21 protein-coding genes are annotated in these 24611 nt (G+C 64.2%); 13 read left to right on the forward strand and 8 right to left on the reverse strand.

Going from position 1 to position 24611, the window contains the following annotated elements; all coding sequences use genetic code 11:
* Positions 1–280: 280 nt before the first annotated feature.
* The 4 genes from VN461_06740 to VN461_06755 form a co-directional block, all read right to left on the reverse strand.
* On the reverse strand, positions 281–856 hold the full coding sequence (locus VN461_06740) for a TMEM175 family protein (protein HXB54463.1): 576 nt from the start codon (positions 854–856) through the stop codon (positions 281–283).
* Between the two features lie 176 nt (positions 857–1032).
* Positions 1033–2070 carry a zinc-dependent alcohol dehydrogenase gene (locus tag VN461_06745; protein HXB54464.1) on the reverse strand — a complete coding sequence of 346 codons (1038 nt, stop codon included), beginning with the start codon at positions 2068–2070 and terminating at the stop codon, positions 1033–1035.
* 576 nt (positions 2071–2646) lie between these two features.
* Positions 2647–3051, reverse strand: a complete 405-nt coding sequence (locus tag VN461_06750) for a plastocyanin/azurin family copper-binding protein (protein HXB54465.1) — start codon at positions 3049–3051, stop codon at positions 2647–2649.
* 315 nt (positions 3052–3366) lie between these two features.
* Positions 3367–4635: a TCR/Tet family MFS transporter gene (locus tag VN461_06755; protein HXB54466.1), complete on the reverse strand. Its 1269-nt coding sequence runs from the start codon at positions 4633–4635 to the stop codon at positions 3367–3369.
* A gap of 627 nt (positions 4636–5262) precedes the next feature.
* Here VN461_06755 and VN461_06760 point away from each other — a divergent pair.
* Entirely contained in the window at positions 5263–6447 is a 1185-nt protein-coding gene (locus VN461_06760; GenBank protein HXB54467.1) for a serine hydrolase domain-containing protein, read from the forward strand.
* A gap of 714 nt (positions 6448–7161) precedes the next feature.
* On the opposite strand, the gene VN461_06765 is transcribed toward VN461_06760, so the two are convergent.
* Both VN461_06765 and VN461_06770 read right to left on the reverse strand, forming a co-directional pair.
* A complete protein-coding gene (locus VN461_06765) occupies positions 7162–8727 on the reverse strand; it encodes an alkaline phosphatase family protein (GenBank protein HXB54468.1) in 1566 nt (521 codons plus the stop codon).
* Positions 8728–8914: 187 nt separating this feature from the next.
* Positions 8915–9310: a hypothetical protein gene (locus VN461_06770; GenBank protein HXB54469.1), complete on the reverse strand. Its 396-nt coding sequence runs from the start codon at positions 9308–9310 to the stop codon at positions 8915–8917.
* An 819-nt stretch (positions 9311–10129) separates the two neighbouring features.
* On the opposite strand from VN461_06770, the gene VN461_06775 reads away from it, so the two are divergent.
* From VN461_06775 to VN461_06825, 11 genes are all read left to right on the forward strand, one after another.
* The gene (locus VN461_06775) at positions 10130–11065 is read left to right on the forward strand and encodes a PHP-associated domain-containing protein (protein HXB54470.1); all 936 of its coding nucleotides are present in this window, start codon (positions 10130–10132) and stop codon (positions 11063–11065) included.
* On the forward strand, positions 11062–11604 hold the full coding sequence (locus tag VN461_06780) for a phosphatase PAP2 family protein (GenBank protein ID HXB54471.1): 543 nt from the start codon (positions 11062–11064) through the stop codon (positions 11602–11604). Before VN461_06775 ends, VN461_06780 begins: the two co-directional genes overlap by 4 nt.
* A gap of 81 nt (positions 11605–11685) precedes the next feature.
* Positions 11686–13755 carry a lysylphosphatidylglycerol synthase domain-containing protein gene (locus VN461_06785; GenBank protein HXB54472.1) on the forward strand — a complete coding sequence of 690 codons (2070 nt, stop codon included), beginning with the start codon at positions 11686–11688 and terminating at the stop codon, positions 13753–13755.
* Positions 13752–14564: a glycosyltransferase family protein gene (locus tag VN461_06790; protein HXB54473.1), complete on the forward strand. Its 813-nt coding sequence runs from the start codon at positions 13752–13754 to the stop codon at positions 14562–14564. Before VN461_06785 ends, VN461_06790 begins: the two co-directional genes overlap by 4 nt.
* Positions 14561–15460 (forward strand): transketolase, encoded by a 900-nt coding sequence (locus tag VN461_06795; protein HXB54474.1) that lies wholly within the window; start codon positions 14561–14563, stop codon positions 15458–15460. The genes VN461_06790 and VN461_06795 overlap by 4 nt, the downstream gene beginning before the upstream one ends.
* A 4-nt stretch (positions 15461–15464) precedes the next feature.
* Positions 15465–16403 (forward strand): transketolase C-terminal domain-containing protein, encoded by a 939-nt coding sequence (locus VN461_06800; GenBank protein HXB54475.1) that lies wholly within the window; start codon positions 15465–15467, stop codon positions 16401–16403.
* Positions 16388–17740: an aminotransferase class III-fold pyridoxal phosphate-dependent enzyme gene (locus VN461_06805; protein HXB54476.1), complete on the forward strand. Its 1353-nt coding sequence runs from the start codon at positions 16388–16390 to the stop codon at positions 17738–17740. Before VN461_06800 ends, VN461_06805 begins: the two co-directional genes overlap by 16 nt.
* Positions 17737–18555, forward strand: a complete 819-nt coding sequence (locus tag VN461_06810) for an SDR family oxidoreductase (protein ID HXB54477.1) — start codon at positions 17737–17739, stop codon at positions 18553–18555. Before VN461_06805 ends, VN461_06810 begins: the two co-directional genes overlap by 4 nt.
* On the forward strand, positions 18549–19106 hold the full coding sequence (locus VN461_06815; GenBank protein ID HXB54478.1) for a 3-deoxy-D-manno-octulosonate 8-phosphate phosphatase: 558 nt from the start codon (positions 18549–18551) through the stop codon (positions 19104–19106). The genes VN461_06810 and VN461_06815 overlap by 7 nt, the downstream gene beginning before the upstream one ends.
* A complete protein-coding gene (locus VN461_06820) occupies positions 19103–20002 on the forward strand; it encodes an N-acetylneuraminate synthase family protein (protein HXB54479.1) in 900 nt (299 codons plus the stop codon). Before VN461_06815 ends, VN461_06820 begins: the two co-directional genes overlap by 4 nt.
* Positions 20003–20072: 70 nt before the next feature.
* Positions 20073–20855 carry a sterol desaturase family protein gene (locus VN461_06825; GenBank protein HXB54480.1) on the forward strand — a complete coding sequence of 261 codons (783 nt, stop codon included), beginning with the start codon at positions 20073–20075 and terminating at the stop codon, positions 20853–20855.
* On the opposite strand, the gene VN461_06830 is transcribed toward VN461_06825, so the two are convergent.
* Positions 20852–21919 carry a hypothetical protein gene (locus VN461_06830; protein HXB54481.1) on the reverse strand — a complete coding sequence of 356 codons (1068 nt, stop codon included), beginning with the start codon at positions 21917–21919 and terminating at the stop codon, positions 20852–20854. The two genes, VN461_06825 and VN461_06830, sit on opposite strands and share 4 nt — an antisense overlap.
* A 196-nt stretch (positions 21920–22115) precedes the next feature.
* Here VN461_06830 and VN461_06835 point away from each other — a divergent pair, with 196 nt between their 5' ends.
* Entirely contained in the window at positions 22116–22958 is an 843-nt protein-coding gene (locus VN461_06835) for a DUF4184 family protein (protein HXB54482.1), read from the forward strand.
* On the opposite strand, the gene VN461_06840 is transcribed toward VN461_06835, so the two are convergent.
* On the reverse strand, positions 22955–24526 hold the full coding sequence (locus tag VN461_06840; protein HXB54483.1) for a Ppx/GppA phosphatase family protein: 1572 nt from the start codon (positions 24524–24526) through the stop codon (positions 22955–22957). The two genes, VN461_06835 and VN461_06840, sit on opposite strands and share 4 nt — an antisense overlap.
* Between the last annotated feature and the right edge of the window lie 85 nt (positions 24527–24611).

A 24611-nucleotide genomic window follows, 5' to 3' on the forward strand; every position in this document is an offset into this window, starting at 1 on the left:
AGATCCACAAACTTCGCCTTGTTCTCTCTCGCCTTCTTGATGGCGTCCTTCGGTCCCATACACGCTCCTTTCGCCGCGACCCCCTTCCGGGTCCGCCGCCGCCCTCACTCTATATCAACTTCCCGGCTCCGGCTGTCGGCCCTTCCCATGAGTGTCGAGGGAGTTAGGTCGGTGTGCGGCCAAGGCGGGACATGGGACTCTAGCACCGTAAGGCTCGTCCCGAGAGATGTGCTGGCCCAATCGTGCCGGCGGATCTGGGCAAAGGTCCTGCCCTTGAGGCTCAATCACGTAGCTTCGACTCGATCCGCCGGTCTGGAACGAGCCACATGAACGCCACGAAGACGTATATCCCGTCTGCGATCCACTCGTGGACAAAGGCTGATGGGATCGCCACCGCATACAGTCCGGCGGAGAGTTTGCCCTTCAAGTCTGCGCCCACTGCTGCGGCGAGCCTGGACCCTGGCCCCTGCGCCGCGATGATTGCCCGTTGCAGGATCATGTAGGCGACACCGGACAAGAGCAGCACCCCGCCGTAGATGGCGGTTGGTAGCGAAGCAAAGTTGTTCTCTCCCATCCAGCCGGTAACAAAAGGGACGAGCGACAACCAGAATAGTAAGTGCAAATTTGCCCAAAGAATCTTCCCGTTGATCCGGTCTGCAGCATGAAGCATGTGATGGTGATTGTTCCAGTAGATGCCTAGAAAGACGAAGCTCAGTATGTAGGTCAGGAACACCGGTATGAGAGGACGCAGTGCATGCCAGTCTGTGCCGCGGGGAACTCTCAGCTCCAAGACCATGATGGTGATCAAGATAGCGATCACGCCGTCACTGAATGCCTCGAGACGTCCTTTGCTCATCAATCTGCTCCCGCAACCCTGCCGTTAAACTCCGTGACTGTGCGCAGGCTGTACAAAGGGGGCACAGGGGGTTCCCTCTCAACACTCCTGTCCGGCGCCTCCCGCGGGTTTGCCGTGGGGGAGAGCACCGAAAACGGCAAAAACGGCCGACACTCCTTGGAAGTGCCCCGCCTCAGTTAGCAGCCGGTGCGGGGGGCCTTCATCTCGAGAACGGCCCGCCCGAGAACGTCCCCCTGGCGGAGATGGTCAAAGACCTGATTGACGTCATCGAGGCGCCATCTCTCCACTTGGCAGCGCGCCGCGCCCGAAGCAACGCGCGCCAGAAGGTCCCGCATCTCCCCGCGTGTCCCCACTGCCGAGCCCAGAATCCGAAACTCACCCACCACCAAGTCGTCCGCGAAGAAAGTCAGGTCCTCCTTGGGCAATCCCACGACCATCAAGGTCCCGCGACGACGTAACGTCCTTACCGCCAGGTCGTAGGCAGCCTTGGATGGTGCCGTGACCAAGGCCAGGTGTGGGCCACCGCCCTCTTTCAGCCGGTGGACGGTCTCCGGATCAAGAGCGTTGAGCGCCTCCTTCACACCCATGGCCCGTGCGAGCTGCAACTTCGCGACGCTGACGTCGAGCGCCACCACCTCCGCCCCGAATCCAGACGCCAGCTGTATAGCGAGGTGCCCCAGACCGCCTACACCGAAGATGGCGACACGTTGCCCTGCCGCCACACTGGCGCTTTGGAGGGCATGGTAAACGGTCAGGCCGGCGCAGAACCAGGGCGCGGCCTGGGCCGACGACAGACCTTCCGGGATGGGCACCGCCTGTGCAGCCCTTACCCGCATGAACTCGGCATAACCCCCCGGCGCGTCAACGCTGGTCACCGTTCGCTCCAGGCACACGTTTTCAGCCCCCGCTCGGCAGTGCTCGCATTTCCCGCACACCGAGTGCAGCCAGCCCACTCCAACCCGGGCACCTATGGAGACGCCATTCACGCCGGCGCCCTTCTCGGCCACCCGCCCCACGGCCTCGTGGCCGAGTATTGCGGGCAGAGTCATGCGTGCCGCAACATCGGGCCAGTCACCGGCCGCCATGTGAAGGTCCGAGTGACAAACCCCGCACGCCTCGACCTCTAGCAGGATCTCACCGGCCTCAGGTTCGGGGATTGGTGCCTGCTCTACGACGAGCGCCTGACGGAAACCCCTAAGTTGCGCCGCCTTCATCAGTTCGCCGATTATCTGAGTGCCATTCGCATGGACCCTTTGACGAGTGCCCCTTCGACAAGTCCCCCCAGACCGGCAGAAGGGCAGCAATCCTACTGATACTTCTTAACCAGGGCCGCTAGAGCGCGAATTTTCCCTATTTCCGCAGCTGCGGAAGTACCGCTTCCGGAATGGCACGACAGGCGCACGATGCTGCTTGGGCGAGGTGCCACGTCACTCTCGGTCGGAGTCGGCGTCCTCGAGGTGCCGTTCACGCTTCCCGCGGCGTCCGCCAAACGTCGGCGGGGATCTCGACGCTCCACGTGCTTAACCTCCGGCCCTCCTGGCCGTAGCGCCCGTCATGTGGGCGAGTCAGGTTGCCACGGTACCACGAACCGACGCCGAGTTTTGTCCAATCGCCTTGGGCAGCCTCTGCGGGTTCGCAACCCGCTGCCGGGGGTCGCGTTGGGTCAAGCGCTCCGATGTGAACGACGGCAAAGTCGTTCAGGGCGCAAATCACTGGGGACCAGCGGGTCCCGATAGTCTTGCCACCCGAACGGTCCAGAGTAGCCTGGAATCCCTCTCGCGCTGGCCAGGCTACTGAGTGACCGCCACCGTCCCCACCATGCTGGGGTGGATCTTACAGTGATAGTCCCAATTTCCCGCCGTCGTCAGACTGATTGCTGCGCTTGTCGTCCCTGGCCCGATGGTGCCTGTATCGAAGGCGCCCGAGGTGGCAGACGCGGTGTGAGTGATGCTGTCGCCGTTGTGCCAGGCCACCTTCTGGCCCACCTTCAAACTGGCCGGATTCGGGGAGAAGGACATGCTGCCGTTCTCGCCAGCGATCGTAATCGTTATGTCCGCCGCTCCCGCGGAGGGCTGGGTTGTTGTTGGCGTCGTCGTCGGCGTTGACCCGTACCCGCCACCTCCGCAGCCCGCCGCCAAAGCTAGGGCGAGGAGAGCCAGGCTGCCAATCGTGAGCCTCAAGGATTGCGAGTACACGATACCTACCTCCAGGGCCCGAGACGGGCCCGGTCTTGCCACGGATGCCATCTGAGCAAGGCGCATGCCTGGCTTGAGCATGAGAAGGGCCGGATCTTGAGTGGGAACGCCCAAGGACCGGCGACGAAGGCCGTAAGAGGCCTTACGGCATTCGTAAACAGGCTGATCAGCGATTGATCCCACTATGCCCGCATTGCTCCAAGAGCTCAACAGTCGAGTACGAACAACGGACCGCAAACCGTCAGAACGGCAGGCTGATCGTGGAGTGGGTACTCGGCGTCACAAGCGCTGCTGGGAGGTGGACGGCGTGTTACCTCAGCTCGTTCGCGCTTCGGCCACGTCAGCTCCCCCCTTCACGACGTGCGCGCTCTTAGGAGCAACTGCCAAAGCTACTGCGGTCGCCACAAGGAGCAGTAGCGCCGCGACATACCACGGAGCGCCGGGAATCTGAACCGACCGTTCGGGTGCGATGGAGGCAGCGAAGGTCAGCGAGAAGATCCCGGGCCCTACGATCATGGCGATGCTGCGGACGGAACCTAGGGCACCTTGGAGCGCCCCCTGCTCCGAAGGCGAAACACGCTGGGTCATCATTGACTGAGTAGGCGGCCCAGCGAGCGCCCAGAGACAGTTGATTGGGATCGCGACCAGGAAGAGCCATCCCACGGCTGCCCAGCCGAAGAGCGCAAATCCAACCGCCCCCAAGAGAAGCCCCGCAAACAGTGAGCGCCGCTCACCGAAGCGCGCCACCACGGGGCCAACCACCCCTGCTGAGATCACCATTGTGGCGACGCCCACGAGGGCGAGCACAATGCCGATCGTCCGTTCATTCCAGTGGTATCGGTAGTCTCCGTAGAGCACGAAGACCGTTGGATACACCTCGTGCGCGAGGTAGCCGAGAAAGTTCACGGTGGCGAGCCCCAAGAGCTCCGGATGTGACTTTAGAAGGACGAGGGCTCCAACGGGATTGGCCAGTCTCCATCTGAGTCGGGTCTGTCGCCGCTCGGTAGGAAGCGATTCCGGCAGTACGAGCAGGCCGTAGAGGGCGTTGACCAGGCTGAAGGCGGCCGCGAACCAAAAGGGAAGGCGCGGATTCCTGGCGCCCAGCCAGCCTCCGAGGGCAGGCCCCAGGATGAAACCCACGCCGAAGGCAGCGCCGAGGAGCCCGAACGAGCGAGCTCGCTTCTCGACCGGCGTGACGTCGCTGATGTACGCGTTAGCGGTCGCGATGCTCGCGGAAGTGATGCCGGAAAGAATGCGGCCCACGAACAACCAACCAATCGTCGGTGCCAGGGCCATGACGATGTAATCCAGGCCGAGACCGACGTTCGAGAGCAAGATCACAGGCCTTCGCCCGTAGCGATCGGAAAGCAAGCCGAGCAGAGGAGAGAAGATGAACTGCATTAGCGCCCAAATGGTGGTGAATAACCCTATGAACGCTGCCGCGCGCGCGGTATCGCCGAGTAGAAAGTCGACGACAAGCTTGGGCAGGACGGGGACGATGATCCCGAGTGCGAGCATGTCGAGAAGGACGGTGATAAAGATGAAGTTCAGAGCAGCGCGACGACCGCCGGACTCACCGGGCATAGGCGTGTTCCCGACGCGGCAGAGACCTCTGGTTCATGCCCTTGCAGCCATGCCTTGCGTCTATCGTTGACGTCATGGGTGATCAGAAGGGCGAGGATCTCGCGAACGACGTGGCGGGACCGCAGCTCGTTCACGGCCGGGACCATGCAGGCCTGGTAGCATAGCTAAAAGGGCGGTCCCCGACTATACCAGGTCCTCCCCAAAGCTCCCAGGGGAGACTCGGCTCAGTTCGAAGACCCGCGCACCCTGCAGCCCTTTGCAACCTCGAACTGATCGCGCGAAGAGTCGCGCGTTCCCTCATCCCGCCGCGGGGGGTCTCGTACAGAGTGGAGCCCGTCCCCTTGAAGATGGGGAACACGCCTCGGGGTCTGTCGTGTGGCGTCGGATTCCCGCCGCCTGGGAGTGATCGCCTCAAAGGACGAGAGCCTCCGGAGAGATCGCGAGGAGCAGATCAACACAGCCCGTTTCTGCCGCGTCGTCGTCTCCGACTGTGCCCGATGAGCCGGCGAGTCGTGCCCGGGGATTCGCCTCGGGCGCCTGAAGACGATTGACTCAGGAGCTGGTTTGCAAGCTATCGGAGCGAGTTGCGGGTGTGCCCCGCATGACATAGCTTGTAATCTCTCGGTCATGCAGCCTCAGGACAGAGCGCGGGGGACAAACACGTTCGAGAACACCCGGAGGGCGTTCCTCAAACAAGCTGTCGGAGCAGCGGGGGCACTCTTCGCGCTGCGCAGCAGCCCCGCCTGGCCCTCCGCGGTCGCTGAGCCCGAAGCTACTCCGGACCAGCTTCGGCAGATGCGTCTGGTGGCCGAGGCCTATATGAGGAAATATGACGTGCCCGGGATGGCGGTGAGCGTGGCCCGCCACGGGCAGCTTGTTTACGAGCAAGCCTTCGGCTTCGCCGACAGGGCTCGCGGAGAGCGGTTGACAACGAGCCACCTTTTCCGCATTGCCAGTGTGAGCAAGCCGATAACCTCCGTGGCGGTCTTCACGCTGGTCGAGCAAGGACGTTTGGCCCTTTCCGAAACGGTGTTTGGGCCGCGGGGCGTGCTCCAGAACGACTTTGGCCACCCCCCCTTCCTCCCTCACGTCGAGAGCCTGCGCATCGAACACCTCCTCACTCACACCGGGGGCGGATGGCAGAACGACGGCACCGATCCCATGTTCCGCAACTCAAGGATGAACCACCACGATCTCATCGCCTGGGCGGTTTCCCGGCTTCCCCTTCGCTACCCGCCCGGGGAACACTATGCCTACTCGAACTTTGGCTACTGCGTGTTGGGACGGGCGATCGAGAAAGTGACCCGGCGTCCCTATGCGGACTATGTGCGCGACGACGTGCTGGCGGACTGTGGCGTTCGGGCCATGAGAATAGGCGGGAACACACTGGCGGAACGGTCGTCGGAGGAAGTCACATATCACGGCCAGGGTGAGAATCCCTATGACATGAATATACGCCGCATGGACTCCCATGGCGGTTGGCTCGCCAGCGCCAGCGATCTTGTGCGTTTTGCCGTCCGCGTCGATGGGTTCTCTCCCGAACGAGACATCCTCCGGCCGGAGACGATCCAGGCAATGATTACGCCCACGAACGCGAATCCGAGCTATGCAAAGGGGTGGGAGGTCAACTCCCTGCGGAACTGGTGGCATAGCGGTAGCCTCCCCGGCACCGCCACCATCATGGTGCGGACGAGGAGTGATCTGTGCTGGGCCGCCCTCACCAACACGCGCCGTCAGAAATCCCCTATGGAAGGGGATCTGGATGCCCTCATTTGGCAGATGGTTGGCAAGGTTCCGCAGTGGCAGGCATAGCGCCCTCAACCTGTCGGCCCTCAGCTTGCGTTAGGAGGAGGGGATCTCGACCCTGCCGATTGGGATGATGGGCAGGGTGCTTGAGAGCCAGCTTCGGTGGCATCCTTGCCGTTGAGCCGCGTCTACCGGAACAGGTTGAGCAAGCAAGCCGTTGGTCAGTCTCTTCCAAACGGCACAGGACATGCCGATCGAGGCGCCAGCAGAGGGAGTCGCCGGACGGACATGAGGAGGGGTCTCCTGCTGACTTCGCGTAGAACGTGGCTGATCGCGCTGCTCCTCATTGGCTAGCAGGAGCGCTGTTCGGTCGCCCGGGCATCCACCTCTTATGGACGCTGGCCCGCGACCACCGAAATCGCCCCGCACCTCCCGTCGGATTTGTAGACGATGCGAGCGGGCTCGATCAGGCACATGTCGCCGAGATCTGGGACATGCCCCAGGATGTCGCCTTGGCCGTAACTCAACTAAAACAGCTTCTCAATCGGGCACGCACTTTGAGCTCCGCCCCCGTTGGCGCCAGCTAGTAGGAGTGGTGGTGGCAAGCCCGGCTCAAATCTGACTAGGCATGCCCGGCTGCCCCGCGGAGGGGGAAGTTTGCGCGCGTCCAGCCTGGTCGGTTCCGGTATGTCGCCTTGGGGGCTTCTCGAGGAAAAGAGATAGCCCAGGCGCAAGCCGTGAGAGCGCCTGGGCTATTTGTGGACCAACGGGTGACGACGCCTACTCGTCCTCGCCTTCCTCCACTACTTGGCCGGTGCTGGGGTCGAGGATGAGACGTGATGCGTGATGCTTGAAGTCGAACATGGGGTGCAGGCTGCCCGCCTTGGCGTCGAACGACTGGTTACCGAGGCGACCGAGGGTCCAGTTGTCCTCGATGAACCGCAAGATAGATGACTGGTCGGTCACCGAGCTGTCGACAAAGTTCGACTTGGCAAAGGGCGAAATCACCAACAGAGGCAACCGGGGACCGTAACCGCAGCGGCCCTGGATTACGCCGCTCTTGGCGACACCGCAGGTGCCGGTGCCGGTCAGGAAATCCTCCGAAGTGGCAGACTGGTTGACAATCGGTCCCATGACGTGATCGTACCAGCCGTCTGAGTCGTCGTACGCGATGAAGATCGCTATCTCTTTCCACTCCGGGGAGAGCATCAGCTGGTTGATCGTAGAGACGAGAAAGCCCTGCTCTGCCAGGGGATCCGAGTATCCGGCATGGCCGTCCAGGTAACCAGGAGCCTTCAGGTAGCTCACCGCGGGCAAGTGATTGGCGTGGAATGCGTCCCAAAAGTCCGCCAGATCGTACTGGTGGTTCGCCTGGTCCGTCTTGCCAATCATGTTGACGGAGGTTGGAGGCAGGTGATGCGGATTTGCTGTCTGCGAAAAGTACTGGAAGGGCTCGTGATGCGGGATGTAGTCCCCCTTTGGGAAGCCGTCGCTCCCGATGTGCGTCGCGCCGCAGGTTGCCTTTCCGCTGGTCACCTTGGTGGGCCGGAATCCACCTTGGAACCATCCCCACGTGATGTTCTGGGCGTTCAAGAGGTCGCCCACGTTCGTTCCGGTTAAGCTGATCTGGCCGGGCTGGCCTCCACCGCCAGGAGAGCAGTCGTCCAGGATTGGTCTCGGGTCGCCGACGACGGAACCGTCAACGACGTTACCGGGGCTGTCTGGTTGATCGACGCCATGAGTCTGACCTGCCACTAGGTTGAGGGCGCCCGGGGACGACGGACCAAACGTAGTCCCGAAGGAGTTGTCGCTCATGGCGAAATGCTGAGCATAGTTCCAAAGGGCGGTTACCGTGTTGCCGTCGAAATAGCCCATGACGTCTTTAGCGGCGCAAGTAAGGGTGCCGTCCTTGCCGGGTCCGTTGCCCAACACCTCAACGAACTTGTCCATAAGGCCAGAGTGGAAGGCTTTCTGCTCATCTCCGTAGTTGTGGTCCTGGTCGCAAGTAGCCGCGTGTGTGCGGTCGAAGCGGAAGGGGTTGGCGGAGTTGGGGTTGGTTTGCAGTAAAGGCCGGTTCAGACCGTTGACCGTCGGCGTACCCGGTCCCGCGTGAAACTCAGGCTCGTCTGGCGAATTGTTTGCCGCCTGCGGGTAGGTTGCGAAGTAGTGGTCGAAGGAGACGTTTTCCTGGAAGATCACGACCACATGCTTGATTGGAGTCTTGGTCGGCGAGTCGTGCTCGTCAGCGAACGCACGGGTTGAGCTCGGTCCGGGCAGGATCGCCCACGAGGCAACAAGCGCAATGAGGTTGCGGGATCGGGAGCGGACGGTCAGTCTTAAGGACATGGTTCCTCCATTCAACAGCTATATCGGCAGGGCCAAGGTAGGAGAATGCCGTTCGCGCAGTGTTGTGTACGTGTGAAAACTCAGCGACAGACGGCGAGCACGGGGGAACGTATTCAGTCGAGCGGACGGACGCCCGTTCTAAACAAACAGCTTCGGAGGTTGGGGGGGGGCGCGGTAGGGGGAATCCCTACTCGGCCTTGGACGGGAAGTCCCAGAGAACCGTCACTGGGCTCGTGATACTGGTCTCCTTCGCCACCGCTTCGCCGCGATAGATGAAGCGGGGATGCCCGGCGAGTCTCCAGAAGACGTGCACCTTGAAGCGACCACTCAAGAGCTGTTGGATCGGGCGCTGCTGGGGAGTGGAACCCGCCTTCGCGCTCCAGCGAAGCCGATTCCCCTCCCAGTGATCTCGACGATTGGCGTTCGGCCGGCCTGGTTCCCGGATCGTCGCGAACACGTAGTATTCCGCCCCGTATCGGTGGTAGCCCTGAAACCAGCCGCCACCACCCGCTTCGTCAGGAAGCCCGAGCACGGTGTGCAGATCACGGGAGGAGTACTCGCTGCCCACGTCGAGTGTTGGCATCGCATGGCCCCCGAATAAGGAAGGGCGCAAGGATAACCCATCTCGACCCGGCCGCGTCAATGGGCGAAATCACTCCAGGGGAGCGAGGGTCAGCTTTGCCCTCGCATATCTCTAGGCAACTGTTTACTTAAGGGGAGGATACTCCCCTTTTGGGCGGAGGAGACCCGAAGGGTCTCGGCTTGAACCCACGGACCCATTGGGTGGGCACACTGGTGAGCCTCAGAGGCCCCGGGTGGGCGTCTGACTCCCCGGCAGCAACTACACCGTGGCCGCCTGGTCCAGTCTCACGTGGCGAGCGGGGCCATGTTACAGAAAGCAGCGGCCGGGTATTTTCTTGGGAACCCAGCCCCACCAGCTATTTAGGCGGGCTGGACGGTGGCAAGAGCGAAGCGAGCCTGTCATGGCCGGCCGCGTCTGCTGCCACAGGACCGTCACGGGGTCGGGCTAGCTTCCCTCTAGCGATGTCCCGAAGACAGCGTCCGGTCAGACGCCTCGCCACCCTTCGAGCCGCCCGGCGGAGACGTGGTCGTCACGTGCCGCCGGCGCGGCCCCCCACCTGTGCGGACGAGGCCGGACCACAAGACCGGGAGACCTTGCCGACGGCCGAGGTGACCGCGGATGGGTTCTGGCCCCGGCGAGCCCGCGAATGACGCCCGGTGCGACGGTGATGTGACAGACTCGTGAAGAGCCTTTCGAACGGCTGTCACTAAGTATTTCCACGACCTTCACCGCGACGCAATCTGCAGGCTGCTTAATACCCCTGGACCTGAAGGAATTTCTTAGGTCCGGGGGTAACGTAATGCAAGAGAGCCTGCGCTGATGCGCTGCGACCTCCACGTCCACAGCAAGTATTCAGGCCCCTTGACCCTGCCCGTTTTGAGGAGGCTCGTCCGCGAGTGCTACTCGGAGCCCGCTGCCGTGTACGAGGCTGCGCTCGCTCGCGGGATGGACCTCGTCACCCTCACCGACCACGATTCGATCGAGGGGGCCCTTCAGCTGGCGGGGCGGCCCGATTTCTTCGTGGGCGAAGAAGTCACCTGCGTACTGCCGGAGGGGCGAGAGCTGCACCTTGGCGTGTTCGACATCACGGAAGGCCACCATGCCACGATCCAGAACAGGCGCCACGACGCGGAGTCCCTCTTCGCGTATCTCACGGAGGAGCGGATACCATTCTGCGTCAACCACCTGTTTTCCCCCCTCACCGGCCGCCGGGAGGTGAGCGACTTCCACCTCGCGCTTGCCCATGCTCCACTAATCGAGGCTTTGAACGGCATGCTGCCCGCGCAAAGCAACGAGTTCTCGCGGCTAGTGGGCCGAGCTTGGGGTTTGGCCCCGGTGGGAGGAAGCGACGCCCACGACCTGGCGGGGGTCGCTCGTGCGTACACGACGGTACCCAGGGCCCGGAGCAAGGACGAATTCCTCGCGGGCCTGCGCCAGGGGCTCACGGTGCCGGCTGGCAAGGTGGGGAACCATGCCCGTCTAATGGTGGCGGTGTTCTCGGTGGCCTTCGGCGCATTCGTGGAGGGCGCCGTCCACGCGTTGCGCAGCCCAGCCGAAGGCGCCCGCCTCGCTGCACTACTTACGACACTGCCAGCCCTCGCTCTCGTCCCCCTGGTCGCCCTCGCCAAGTTCACCAAGGAGAAGCTCGGCGCGGCTGCCTTCTACCGGCGTTTCCTCGCCTCACAGCCAGCGCTTCCTGACATCTCTCGGCCCAAGATTCTCGGACGCGGGCTTGCCTTGGGAGGTGGGCGATGAATTCGGTACTAGCCTACGTCGATGCCTCCGATCGTCGGATCTCCTGGCGCCTCAGCGCCTGGGCTCCTCCCAGCTGGCTCAGGGTATGGATGATGTGGGCGACTCGGCTCGGCGATGGCTGGCTGTGGCTTGCTGCGGCCGTGCTCCTCTTGGCCGCGGGCGGGCCTTATCGCCTCCTTCTCCTGGCGGCTACGGTGTCCGCCGCCACTACCAACACAGCGACCGTCGTTCTCAAACGGGGTCTCCGTCGTCGGAGGCCGTCCACGTATGGCGGAAACCCCTTCTTCGGGGTGGCGCCCTCCGAGCTGTTCGCCTTCGATCAATTCTCTTTTCCTTCCGGACACACGATGAACGCCTTCGCTCTCGGTTCTGTCCTCGTGCCCGCGCTGCCCGCCCTGGCGGTGCCGGTGTTCTTGGTCGCTGGGAGCATCGGGGTGTCGCGCGTCATCCTGGGCCTCCATTTCCTGAGCGACGTCCTGGTTGGAGCCCTTCTCGGCCTTTTCATCGGCGGGACCGCCTACGCCTTCATCGTGGCGTAGCGATGCCAGGAAGTCATTTCATCGTCACTGACCCGTCACGTTCGGCGATCATCCTGGGGCAGGTGAATGCTGCGCTCGGTAATGATTCGTTGGACGCGGCTGTGGCGCAGAGTAGCTCTTCTGGCAGCGTTGGTCCTGCTCGCCCGAATCGTTGCCCAAGCCGACTTCTCCGCGGTCCCCTCGATTGCCCCCGCCGCCCTCTGGCTGATCCTGGTTCCTTATTTGATGTGCCTTTCCTTCGATGCTCTGGGCTGGCAGCGGTTGCTAGCGCAGACGGGATACGGAGTGGGTTTCGGACCGCTCTTGGTGGCGCGATTGTCGTCGGAGGCGTTGGGCCAAAGCGTGCCCTCGGGAACGATCGTGTCCGACGGCTTGTCACAACATTTGCTCACGACCCGCAGTCACGTTTCTCCCGGAGCGGGAGTCAGCAGCCTGCTCGCGAGGCGAGTGTTCGTCGGCGCGACCCACGGGAGTCTACTCGCAGCCGGGGGCGCTCTGGCCTTGCTTTACACGGACTCGAGCCCTGCGGTTGTGGCCATGCATGCCTTGGCCCTCGCGGCGGGAATCGCGCTGGTCGTTCTATCGGTCCTCCTCCCGCTCGCCTTGACAAGAGGCTCTCTGGGGAGACGGGTGCATGGGTTCCTTCTGGCGGTCCCGTATGTCCGCTTGCGGTCCTGGCTCGGTGTGAATCAGCACCACTTCCTGGAGGTGGATCAGAAGCTTGCACGATGCTTCGGGATGCCCGCTGGGGAACTCGCGGGGACGGCAGCCTTGTTTCTCTTGGCCCGTTTCGCGGAGGTCCTCGAGACGGTTGCGATCTTGAGCCTTCTGGGTGCGCGAGTCCCCATCGTCGAAGTCATCTGCTTCGAGAACCTCCTGTCCCTCGTGCGCGCCCTCGCCTTCTTTCTACCCGGGGGCTTGGGGGTCCAGGACTTGGGCTACGTGGCGGTGCTGAATGGTCTCGGCGTCGTGGAAGCAACGTCCGTCGGTGCCGCGTTCGTGCTCGTGAAGCGTATCAAGGAGATCGTCTACATCGCGACGGGCTACGTGATCCTGGCGCTTGGCGGTCGGTCGGAAAAGAGGGGGAGCGTGCGTACTGAGAAGCACGGAGGGGAATACAACGTGACCGGGCGGCGGCCGAAGGTGCTTTTCGTCTGCGGATCGCTCAACCAAACGACGCAGATGCACCAGGTGGCCCGGGAGCTGACCGACTGCGATCACGGTTTTACTCCGTATTACTGCGATGGATTCCTCGAATGGTTGCGCCGCATGCGACTTCTCGAGTTCACGATTCTCGGGTTCAAGCTGCGGGCCCGCTGCCTGGACTACCTCGAGCGAAACGAGCTTCCGATCGACTTCGAGGGGCGAGCCGGCGGCTACGACCTCGTTCTGACCTGCTCCGATCTCGTGGTACCCCGGAACGTTCGAGGCAAGCCCGTCGTCCTTGTCCAGGAGGGGATGCTCGACCCCGCGACTCTGGGCTTCCGGCTCTGCAAGCGCTTCTCCTTCCTTCCCCTGTGGCTTGGCGGGACGTCGACCACCGGGCTCTCCGGCCGCTATGAGCGCTTCTGCGTCGCGAGCGATGGGTATCGAGACCTTTTTGTGGCCAACGGGGCGGCCGAGGAGCGCGTCGTGGTCACCGGGATCCCCAACTTTGACGACTGTCGCCGCTATCTCAGGAATCAGTTTCCGCATCGCAACTATGTGCTGGTCTGCTCGTCGGATGCCCGGGAGACTTTCAAGCGGGATGATCGCCGGCAATTCATCGAAGAGTGTCTGTGGGTCGCGAGGGGGCGTCGCCTCATCTTCAAGCTTCACCCCAATGAGGATGCCGGCCGGGCAGCGGCGGAGATCAAGAGATGGGCACCGGAGGCGCTCGTGTACTCCCACGGCAGCGCCGAGGAGATGATCGCCAACTGCGACGTCCTGATCACGCAATATTCATCCACTGTTTTCGTGGGGCTGGCCCTGGGCAAAGAGGTCCACTCATACTTTGACCTAGCAGTACTCCGGCGACTCATGCCCGTCCAGAACGGCCGGGCGGCGCGCAACATTGCCAACGCCTGCCGAGACCTACTCGCCGCCTCGGAGCCGGTCAGGGCAACGTCGGTCGAAGCTTTCGCCGCGGCATCTATGGGCACCGGGCGGTGAAGACCCTAGTCCTGGTTCAGGCCCGGGTGGGGTCAACGCGCCTGCCCGGGAAGGTGCTGCTTCCGGTGGCCGGCGCACCCCTCCTTCGAAGGATGCTCGAGCGGGTGAGGGGAGCCCGGACCCCCTTCGAGCTTGCGGTGGCCACCACGACGGACGCCGAGGACGAGGCCATCGTGAGCCTGTGTCGGAGGATGGATGTCCGATGCTTTCGCGGCCACCCCAGCGACCTCCTGGACCGACACTACCGCGCGGCTGCCGAGGCCCGCGCGGATGTCGTCGTCAAGATCCCATCCGATTGTCCGCTCATCGATGCCGGCGTCATTGACAGGGTTCTGGGGCTGTATCGCGAGGACACCGGTCGCTACGACTTCGTAAGCAATCTTCACCCTGCCACCTATCCCGACGGGAACGATGTTGAGGTCGTGTCGTTTGCCGCCCTGGAGACCGCCTGGCGTCAGGCTACGCGCGCCCTGGAACGGGAGCACACCACCCCCTTCGTCTGGGACCAACCTGAGCGCTTTCGGATCGGCAACGTGCGGTGGGAGACCGGGCGGGACTTCTCCATGACGCACCGCTTCACCGTGGACTATCGCGACGACTACCTCTTTGTGACCGGAGTTTATGAGGCCCTGTGGAGCCAGACACGACCCCTCTTCGACTTGAGTGACATTCTGCGGCTCGTTGGTGAGCATCCGGAACTGCTCGAGCTCAATGCGCGGTTCGCGGGTGTCAACTGGTACCGCCATCACCTGGATGAGCTCAGAACTGTTCAGCAGTCCGAAACCCGGTCGCCCGAGGTGGGCCGATGACGGCCACGACGAGCGCGGTGCAGTCAGCGATGGCAAGGCCTCCCGCCGTCGATCTGGCCGCGCTTCACTCCTTGGCGCTGCGCGTGCGGGAGAGCGTATTGCGCATGACCCTCGGGGGTGGCTGCTTCGTGGGCGCCTCGCTCTCTTGCGCCGACGTCCTCGTCCATCTCTACGGGCGGGTTCTCAGCGTGTCGCCCGAGTCACTGGCCGATCCCAGCCGTGACTACTTCTTCCTATCGAAGGGACACGACGTTCCGGCCCTCTACGCCACGCTGGCCGAGCTGGGTTTCATTGACCGCAGCCGCCTGGGCAACCACCTCAAGACCACCGATTCGATCTACTGGCATCCGAGCCGTGATATTCCCGGGGTTGAGTTCCACTCCGGATCCCTCGGACACCTCCTCGCCGTGGCTCTGGGAGTGGCGCTGGACATCCGGCTTCGAAAGGGACGCAATCGCGTCTTCGTTCTCCTTGGTGATGGGGAACTGGACGAGGGGTCGGTCTGGGAAGCCTCCCTGGTGGCGAGCGGGCTTGGGCTCGAAAACCTCGTCGCCATCGTGGATCGCAACGGTGTCCAGGCGAACGCAAGGACCGAGGAGCTCCTGCCCCTGGAGCCGCTGGAGGCCAAGTTTCGCGCGTTCGGCTGGGCCTGCCGCAGTGTGGATGGGCATGACTTCGGCGCCTTGGAGGACGTTTTTCAGACCCTGCCCTTTGCGGCGGGGCGCCCCAGCCTCATCCTTGCCCACACCGTGCGCGGAAAGGGCGTGCCCAGCCTGGAGGGACGCGTGGACCGCTGGTTCGCCCGCTTCCAAGCGGGGGAGGTGGAAGCCCTCATCCGAGAGCTCCGTGGTGGCCCCCGCGCCAACCTGGCGGGTGACGGGCTCGTGGTGAGATGAAACCATGACCTACGAAGATGCTCTCGGGGCTTTGGCAGGGTCCCGCGAGGACGTTGTTGTCCTCACGGCGGAGAATCGGGCTCCGATTCGCAACCTGCCATCAGCCCTTGGAGAGCGGTTCGTCGATGTTGGCATCTGCGAGGAAACCCTGGTCGGGGCCGCCGCCGGCCTGGCCCTGCGCGGACGCACGCCCGTGGTCCATGCCCTCGCCGCCTTTCTCACCATGAGGGCCTTCGAGTTTGTGCGCACGGACGTGGGCCTCGGCCGCCTGCCCGTGAAACTTGTCGGCTACGTGCCAGGTTTCCTCTCCGAAGCCAACGGCCCCACCCACCAGGCTCTCGAAGACGTCGCGCTCATGCGGGGCATTCCGGGAATGCAGGTCTTCTGTCCGGCCGACGAGATGGAGCTGGTTCAGGCGCTACCCGTCCTGTGCGACGACCGCTCACCGTGCTACATACGGTATAACGCCGGGCCGGCCCGGGCTCCCCACACACGTCCCTTCGCAATTGGCGAGGCCGAGGTTCTCGGGGAGGGGAACGTGGTCACCATCCTGACCTACGGTCTCCTGGTGCGGGAGGCGCTCAAGGCGCAGGAGCACCTGGATTCGCAGGGAGTGGCCACTCGGGTGGTGAACCTGCGAATGCTCAAGCCGATTGACGAAAGGGTCCTCCTTGAGTCTGCGCACGATTCACAGATGGTGGTCACTCTGGAGGACCACTTCCTTGTGGGGGGTCTGCGCTCCATCGTTGCCGAATTGTTCGTCCGCCAGGGGCTGGTCCGCCCTCTGCTCCCCATCGCCCTCGAGGAACGGTGGTTCAGACCGGCCCTTCTCGACGACGTGCTGGAACATGAAGGCTTCGAGGGCGGGATGATCGCGAAGCGGATCCTGAGAGCCCTGGAGTCCCCGCCTAAGAGAGGAGAACGGGCATGGCCAATGGTGTGAAGTTCAACGAAGCGTATCCCGACATCTCTACATCGGATGCCTTCTATGTCCGTTCTCAGGGCCTCATCCCCGCCGCCACCCAGACTCTGGCCAAGGGTCCGCAGCAGTTCGTACGGGGGGTAGCCCCCAAGTACCTCCGGCGGGGGAAGGGCTCTCACGTCTGGGACGTCGACCGCAACGAGTACATCGACTACAGCATGGGCGTGGGCCCGATATCGCTCGGCTATAGCTACGGGAAGGTTGATCAAGCCATACGGGCCCAGCTCGAAGACGGGATCACGTTCTCCCTCATGCATCCTCTTGAAATAGAGGTGGCGGAGCTCGTTCGTGAGGTCGTCCCCAATGCCGAGAGCGTCCGGTTCAGCAAGACCGGCTGCGACGTCACGAGCGCGGCGGTGCGCCTCGCCCGAGCCTTCACCCGTCGGCCCAATGTCCTCTGCTGCGGGTACCACGGCTGGCACGACTGGTACATCGCCGTGACGGATCGGGCGGCGGGCATTCCCGATCGCGTGAAGGAGCTGACTTTCACTTTCGGCTACAACGACATCGGGTCGGTGCTCGAAGCCATCGACGGTGACACGGCCTGCGTGATCCTCGAACCCGTGACCTTCGAAGCGCCCCGAGACGGTTTCCTCAGCGAGCTCAAACGAGCCTGTGCCGCGAACGGTACCCTTCTGGTCTTCGACGAGATGTGGACGGGCTTCCGGCTCGCCCTGGGTGGCGCTCAGGAGTATTTCGCAGTGACCCCCGACCTGGCGTGCTTCTCGAAGGCGGTCGCCAATGGCATGCCCCTCTCCCTTCTCACCGGGCGGGGGAAGGTGATGAGCCTGCTCGACAAGGACGTGTTCTTTTACACGACCTTTGGAGGCGAAGCCCTGTCTCTGGCCGCGGCCTGGGCGACCATCACCGAGCTTCGAGACAAGCGCGTGCCCGAACACCTCGCCCGGCAGGGTCGGAAGCTGCGCGAGGGCTACAACCAAATCACCGCCGATCTGGGCATGGACTACACGCGGTGTGTGGGCTTGGACTACCGCACGATGGTCGTGTTCGATTCAAAGGCCGGGGATCCCCTGGAACTGAAGTCTTTGGTCCAGCAAGAGCTTCTGAAGCGGGGGATCCTCTGGGGAGGCTTCCACAATCTCTCTTTCTCCCACACCGACAACGACATCGACTACACGCTGACCGCCTACCGCGAGACCCTGGGCCTCCTGCGTCGCGCGGTCGAGCAAAGATCGGTGCGGGCAAGCTTGCGGGGGGAGCCGGTGGAGCCCGTTTTCCGTCGCGTCGGCCAGTTCAACGTCAAGCCGCGACCGGCGGCGATGCACGCTGATAAATGACCTCCCAGGGGTTCGCCTTGGACGGGAGAGTTGCGGTCGTGACCGGCGCGGCCGGGCTCTTGGGAACCCGCCACTGTCTGGCCCTCGCCGAGGCCGGCGCCAACGTCGTCGCCGTTGACCTAAAGGAACAAGACTGCACCGACCTCGCTCTTCATTTGCGGGCCGCGCACGGCCGAGAGGCCTATGGGCACGCCTGCGACATCACCGACGTGGGCTCCGTAGTCCGCCTCCGGGAGGCCGTCCTCCATTGGTTCGGGCGTGTGGACGTGCTGGTCAATAACGCCGCCGTCGACGACAAGGTCGAGCGATCGAATCCGAAGGAGGTGCTGTCTTTCGAGAAGTATCCCCTGGAGCTCTGGGAGAGAGCTCTACGCGTGAACGTCACGGGGACGTTTCTCTGCTGCCAGTCGCTGGGGACGGAGATGGCCGCGCAGGGGCGGGGGAGCATCATCAACATCGCTTCCACGTACGGGGTGGTGGCCCCGGACCAGTCCCTCTACCGCAACGCCGACGGTACGCAGACTTTCTTCAAATCTGCAGCGTACCCGGCGACGAAGGGTGCCGTGCTCGCCCTTACCCGCTTCCTGGGGGCCTACTGGGGCCGGGCCGGGGTTCGCGTGAACGCGCTGTCTCCGGGGGGCGTGGAGAACGGCCAGGACCCAGAGTTCGTAGCCCGGTATTCGGAACGCACGCCCCTGGGCCGAATGGCCCACGCCTCGGACTACGCGGGCGCCCTCATCTTTCTCGCCAGCGACGCCTCGGACTACGTGACGGGGGCGAACCTGATCGTCGACGGTGGATGGACGGCATGGTAAGCGCCGCCTCCGCCGCGTCCGGTCCCGCTCTGCTTGCGGGGGAACTCGTGGAGCGCGCCCGCCGCCTTCGCCTGGTCCTCACCGATTGCGATGGCGTCCTCACCGACGGCGGAGTGTACTACGCGGCCGAGGGGGAGGCCCTGCGGCGCTTCTCCGTTCGGGACGGCATGGGCGTCGAGCGCCTCCGGGAATCCGGCATCTGGACCGCGATCGTCACGCGCGAGCGCTCGCCGTTGGTGGAGAGACGGGCGGCCAAACTGCATCTACCCTACCATTTTCCGGGGCTCCAGGACAAAGCGGCCCACCTCGACGCGATCCTCCGTGATACAGGCCTCGACACCGCCTCGTTGGCCTATATCGGCGACGACGTGAACGACCTGGGGATCATCGCGGCCGTGGGGGAGCGAGGGCTGACGGCGGCGCCGGCGGACGCCATGCCGGAGGTGCTCGAAGCCGTGCACTACCGCTGTACCGCCCCGGGCGGGTCCGGGGCCTTTCGCGACTTTGCCGAATGGATCCTGAGATTGAAGCGTGAAAAGGAGGCACCATGACCAAAGCCGCTGTGCACGTCGGTGGTCGCTGGATCGGCGAAGGGGAGCCGGTCTTCGTGATCGCGGAGATCGGCATCAACCACAACGGCTCCTTGGAACTCGCAAAGAAGCTGATCGACGGAGCGGTCCTCTCGGGAGCCGACGCCGTGAAATTTCAGAAGCGGACCCCGGAAGAGTGCGTCCCTCGGGAGCAGTGGCAGGTCGAGCGAGATACGCCCTGGGGACGCATGAGTTACATCGATTACCGGCGTCGGATGGAGTTCGGAGAGGCGGAGTTTGCCGCCATCGACCGTCACTGTCGTGAGCGGGGGATCCTCTGGTTTGCTTCCTCTTGGGACGATGAATCCGTGGATTTCATGGAGCGATTCGATCCGCCGTGCCACAAGGCCGCCTCCGCCTCGCTGACCGACCACGACCTTCTCCGCAAGATGCGCTCCACCGGTCGTCCGCTCATGATATCGACGGGGATGTCGACGATGCAGGAGATCGAGATGGCGGTCTCAGCCGTCGCCGAGGGCCCGCTCCTCCTGGCCCACGCGACCTCGACGTACCCGTGTCCCCTCAGTGACCTGAACCTTCGGATGCTCCACACGCTCAAGCAGCACTTTCGCGAGCACCCGGTCGGCTACTCCGGCCACGAAACCGGGCTGGCGCCCACCTGGGCGGCGGTGGCCCTGGGCGCGACGTTCGTCGAACGGCACATCACCCTCGACCGCGCCATGTGGGGGAGCGACCAAGCGGCGTCCGTCGAGATCGGCGGCCTCATGCGCCTCATCTCGAACATCCGAGACATCGAGCGCTCTTTTGGGGACGGCGTCAAGCGCGTGTATGCCGGGGAGCTGCCGCAGATCGAGAAGCTTCGGCGCGTGAAGAGCCGCTTCCCGGCCGCCTCCTGAGGCGTCGCTTGCGCGGGCTGTGGTGAACTGGAGCATATTGGCCCCTGCGACGATCGTCGCAGGAGTGTGGGTGTTCGCCCTGCTCGAGCGGGCCTTCCCCTACGATCGGGGCCAGAGAATGCTGCGCGAAGGCTTCTGGACCGATCTCATCTTCTACACGCTCATCCAGAGCTACGTCCTGGCGCTCCTGATCGCGGCGCTCACGCGATGGATCGACTCCAGCACCGGCTGGTCACGCCTGCACCTGGTATCCGACTGGCCCCTGGCCGGTCAGGTGGCTTTTTTCCTAGTGACCCACGATTTGTATATCTACTGGTTCCACCGCTGGCAGCACCGCTCGCCCGTCCTCTGGAGGCTTCACGAAGCGCACCACTCGGCGAAGAGCGTCGACTGGTTGGCCTCGACGCGCTCGCACGCCGTGGAGATTCTGGTCAATCAGACGATCGAGTTCGCCCCCATGGTCCTTCTGGGTGCTTCCCCTGAGGTGCCCCTCATCAAGGGAATGATCGGCGCCCTTTGGGGGATGTACATTCACGCGAACATCGGGGTGCGGACGGGACGCCTGCAGTATCTGATCAACGGCCCGGAGGCGCACCGCTGGCACCACGCCCTGGACGCCGACGCTCACGGCAAGAACCTGGCCACCAAGCTCGCGATCTGGGACCGGCTCTTCGGGACCGCGTGGCTGCCCGAAGGCCGCAAGCCCTCGGGTTACGGGCTCAGCGACGTCGACTTCCCAAAAGGCTACTTCCGGCAAAGCCTCTTTGCCCTACGCGCTTGGGAGTGGGGCACGACAGCGGCGTCAGCTATCGACCCCGGCCCCGGGAGGGATGGCCAAACCGCGGTTCCCTAGGGCTCCGCGGGAAAGAGGCGGGCGCGGCTTTCGAGACCGTCGCGCAATACGGCCATTTGCTTCTGAAGTCGAACGCATACCAGGCGGCGAATGAGGATGCGTTGGAGCCAAGTGAAGCCGGGTCGTGTGTCCGTCCGGGTACGGGAAACGAAGACGAGCCAAGGATCGCCACCGCCAGGCTCTTCCACGAAAGCGGTGGTCCTCAAGGCGGAATCGAAGTAGTGACTCGCGTAAATCTGCTTGGACGCGGCCAGGACCACCCGGTGCGAGCCAATGGTCCTTCTGAGGAGGGTCACGTGGTTGATGCTCACCACGACGTGGGCCCAGAGCCTCTCCTTGACCCAATATAGGAAGTCCTCCGCTCCCTCGGGTCGACCCCGGGGAAACTCCGTGAGGTAGCGGCGCAGCTCGGGAACAGTGTCGAGGGGTCCCTCGAAACGGCGGAGGAGCTCGTCGAGATTCTCGGCGGCGCGAACGGGCTCCCGCGCGTCCTCGTACACCGGGAGGGCGGAGTTGCCATGGGCCATGTAGGACTTGGCGTAGCCAGAGAGCATCTCCCGAAAGAGATCGCCCGCAGCCTGCCGGTGTTGGGGCGAGGACCAATCGATCTCCTGACGGAAGCGCCGAATCCACTCGCCCGACATCCTCACGTCGCAGTCGCCGACGCGACAGTTCCGCAGGCAGTTGAGGTCTCCGGCGGGGAGAGAAAGGTCGCTGAAGTCACGGAGAGTGGGCGGGGAGCCTATCTCCTGGATAGCCAGGACGTCGCCGTCTCCACGCCGCCCCTCGACATCCCGGAGACGGTCGAGGGCCTGGTCAGCCGAGGATCGGACCCGCAGGACGCCGATCGCCATCACCTCTGACCGGTCCCGGGTCTCGACGACCCTAGCCACGGCCCGGCCCCGATCGATGGTGCGGACGTCATCCTCGGTTAGAGATTCCTCGCGGGGGACGAAGAAGGGGCGAGCGCTCCAAATGGCGGCGTGACCACCGGCCTGGTAGGGCGCCAGCAGAAGCCCGAGCAGCGCGGTTGCCGCCCCGACCCGGGCTGGCTCGAAGAGCATTTTTCCTTGTACCGCGGCCCCATGACGAGATCATCACGATCCGGTGACGATCGAAAGAAGGGCTTGAGGCTTCCCCGCGCAACCCTCGCTGGAGAAAAGGAACACGTTCTTAACAGGAATGCCCTTCAGCCCAGGCACGATGGTCTCGAATGTCACGCGCGTCGGGCAGACGGCGCGCGGAAGGGAGGCGCGACCTGTGCCCTGGATTGTTCCTTCCCACCAAGCGCCGGCCCTCCTCTTGAAGGCCTGGCGACCGCGCTGGTTCTCGGGACTGGCGCTGGTCCTGGGGAGCCTCGCCCCCGACCTCGAGTTCATCGTGCCGGTGAGAAGGGAGACCATTCTCGGGCACACCGTGGCCGGACAGATCCTGTTCACGGTTCCAGTCGTGCTCGCCCTCTACGTCCTCACGACGGATCTCGTCATTCCCTGGCTCGTGCCCTACCTATCCCGTTGCTGGCATGATCTGGCTGCGCTGGAGAGGCCGCGGGGCCGAGCCTGGTGGGGGGTCGTGCTCTCGGCCGTTCTAGGCGGGCTCACGCACATCGTCCTCGACGGATTCACCCACGGCGAAGCCTCGGGGGGGTGGGCGGTCCCGTTTTTCCCGCTCCTCAGCCTCAACGTGCCCTCTCCTCTCGGGCCCCTTCCCGTCCATGATCTTCTCCAGATCGTATTCACGGTTGTGCTTGGGGCCGCGGCTTTGGACGCTTGGCGGCGTATCGCAGGTCAGCGGCTCCTTTGGAGTTGGCGGAACCGGTCTCCGCGGCCCGTCCTCGCGGCTTCGCCGACGGGGCGTCGCAGGGTGCTCCGCTGGCTCACGGCCTGCGGCGCCCTCGGGGTGGCGGCAGCGCTCTTCTTCAAGCCGGCGGCGTCAGCGGGGTATGCCTTGGAGCTCGCCGCCTACGGCTTTCTGGACGGGATCGCGGGCGGGATGCTGCTCGGGGCGGCAACGCATCGCCTTCTCCACGCTCGGCTGCGGCGCGAGGCCGCACTGGAGGCGGCAACGCGGGTGAGGCTGCTCCAGCCCGGGGCCGGCGGTTAGGGCCGTACCGCCCGCAACCGGCGGGGGCGAACCTCCGCGGACATATCCACGCGCACGGCGAGACCAAGGGCTTTTTCCAGGAGCTGGGTCCGCCGTCCCGCACCCCATATCTCCAGCTCGTAGTCGCCTTTGGCCTCACCCCGCACGCGCAGGAGCCCCGCTCGCTCGGAAACGGCGAGCCGGCGCACCACTTGCCGGTGGCTGCGATCGAGAGCGTCCGCGACGCGAAGGAAGCCCGCCAGGACACGCACCGTGCGGCGCGAGTCACGGGGCAGGGCGGCGAAAGCGGCGTGCTTGCGCCGGGGCTCGCCGCGGCGGTGATAACGAGCCACGTTGGCCACCACCTCAATCTCGGCGGGATGGAAGCCGCGCAAGTCGCCGTTCTTTATGAGGTAGTAGGTGTGCTTGTGGTGGCCCGGATAGGAGATGTGGTGCCCGATGTCGTGGAGGAGGGCGGCGTACTCGAGCAGCGCGCGATCGCCGTCGCTGAGGCCGTGACGATCACGGGTCTGGTCGAAAAGGCTGGTGGCAAGGGTGGCCACGTGGCGGGCGTGGGGCTCGTCGTAGAGGCAGCGCTCCGCGAGGGCGATCACGCTTCGGCGCCGCACATCCGGGTATGCCTCGGCACGGGCGAGCGACCGCGGGTGGCGTTGGATGTAGTCGATCAGGATGCCTTCCCGAAGCGCCCACTCGCAGAGCACCAACTCCTCGATCCCCAGCAGATCCAGGATGGTGTCCAGAATCACGGCCCCCGCGGGGATCACGTCCGCGCGCAGCTCGTCCATTCCCGGCATCCGCAAGCGCTCTTTGAAATCCGCCGCCACCAGCCGTTGGCGAAGGGCGTGCAGGGTGTTTGCCTTGACGCTCAGGTGATGGAGGGTCTCGGCTGGACGACCCGTCTCCATCTGATGGGCCATTGCCCCCAGGGCCAGGATCGTGCCCGAGGTGCCGATCGCGACCTCGACGTTCGTCCCACGCACCCGCTCCACGTCGGGCTCCACCGCCTCACGCACGTGCCGCGCCAGGCGCTCCTCGCTCTTCTTGGTCAGGGGATCGGACTTCACGAACTGCTCGGCCATGCGGAGCACACCCAACTTCTTGGACGCGGCCCATTCGAGCTGGCTACCCTTACCCAGGGCCAACTCAACGCTTCCCCCACCGATGTCCAACACCAGTGCCCGTTTGCCTTCCAGGTGGATGCTGTGGAGGGCAGCCAGGTAAACCAGGCGGGCCTCCGCCTCTCCCGTTATCGCCCTCGGCCAGACCCCGATCTCGCGTCCGACGCGGTCCAGGAAGTCCTCCCCGTTGCGGGCTTCGCGGATGGCGGAGGTCGCCACCGCGATGATCTTCTCGGCCCCTTGGGTCTCGGCCAGGCGGGCGTATTTCTTGAGCACGTCCAGGCCACGGCTGATGGCGACGGCGGGGAGCCGCCCACGGGAGAGGGTGAAGGCGCCCAGGCGGACCATCTCCTTCTCGCCTGCCACGACCCGGAAACCCCCGGAGGCGGTCACTTCCACGATGACCATGTGGATGGAGTTGCTCCCGAGATCGATGGCAGCGATGCGCACGGCGGTCGGTTCATTGTAGCCGCGACCACCGGCGACGGGGGGCACGCGAACGCGATAAAGACCCACGATCGCAGGCTAGCCACTG

This window comes from Vicinamibacteria bacterium (assembly GCA_035570235.1).
Taxonomy (GTDB): domain Bacteria; phylum Acidobacteriota; class Vicinamibacteria; order Fen-336; family Fen-336; genus DATMML01.

Coding starts and splice junctions, on each gene's coding strand:
- VN461_06745 (HXB54464.1), bottom strand. CDS start 2,070: ATGAAGGCGGCGCAACTTAGGGGTTTCCGTCAGGCGCTCGTCGTAGAG.
- VN461_06830 (HXB54481.1), bottom strand. CDS start 21,919: ATGCTCTTCGAGCCAGCCCGGGTCGGGGCGGCAACCGCGCTGCTCGGG.
- VN461_06785 (HXB54472.1), top strand. CDS start 11,686: ATGATTCGTTGGACGCGGCTGTGGCGCAGAGTAGCTCTTCTGGCAGCG.
- VN461_06800 (HXB54475.1), top strand. CDS start 15,465: ATGACCTACGAAGATGCTCTCGGGGCTTTGGCAGGGTCCCGCGAGGAC.
- VN461_06780 (HXB54471.1), top strand. CDS start 11,062: ATGAATTCGGTACTAGCCTACGTCGATGCCTCCGATCGTCGGATCTCC.
- VN461_06820 (HXB54479.1), top strand. CDS start 19,103: ATGACCAAAGCCGCTGTGCACGTCGGTGGTCGCTGGATCGGCGAAGGG.
- VN461_06765 (HXB54468.1), bottom strand. CDS start 8,727: ATGTCCTTAAGACTGACCGTCCGCTCCCGATCCCGCAACCTCATTGCG.
- VN461_06755 (HXB54466.1), bottom strand. CDS start 4,635: ATGCCCGGTGAGTCCGGCGGTCGTCGCGCTGCTCTGAACTTCATCTTT.
- VN461_06805 (HXB54476.1), top strand. CDS start 16,388: ATGGCCAATGGTGTGAAGTTCAACGAAGCGTATCCCGACATCTCTACA.
- VN461_06760 (HXB54467.1), top strand. CDS start 5,263: ATGCAGCCTCAGGACAGAGCGCGGGGGACAAACACGTTCGAGAACACC.
- VN461_06815 (HXB54478.1), top strand. CDS start 18,549: ATGGTAAGCGCCGCCTCCGCCGCGTCCGGTCCCGCTCTGCTTGCGGGG.
- VN461_06740 (HXB54463.1), bottom strand. CDS start 856: ATGAGCAAAGGACGTCTCGAGGCATTCAGTGACGGCGTGATCGCTATC.
- VN461_06810 (HXB54477.1), top strand. CDS start 17,737: ATGACCTCCCAGGGGTTCGCCTTGGACGGGAGAGTTGCGGTCGTGACC.
- VN461_06775 (HXB54470.1), top strand. CDS start 10,130: ATGCGCTGCGACCTCCACGTCCACAGCAAGTATTCAGGCCCCTTGACC.
- VN461_06795 (HXB54474.1), top strand. CDS start 14,561: ATGACGGCCACGACGAGCGCGGTGCAGTCAGCGATGGCAAGGCCTCCC.
- VN461_06770 (HXB54469.1), bottom strand. CDS start 9,310: ATGCCAACACTCGACGTGGGCAGCGAGTACTCCTCCCGTGATCTGCAC.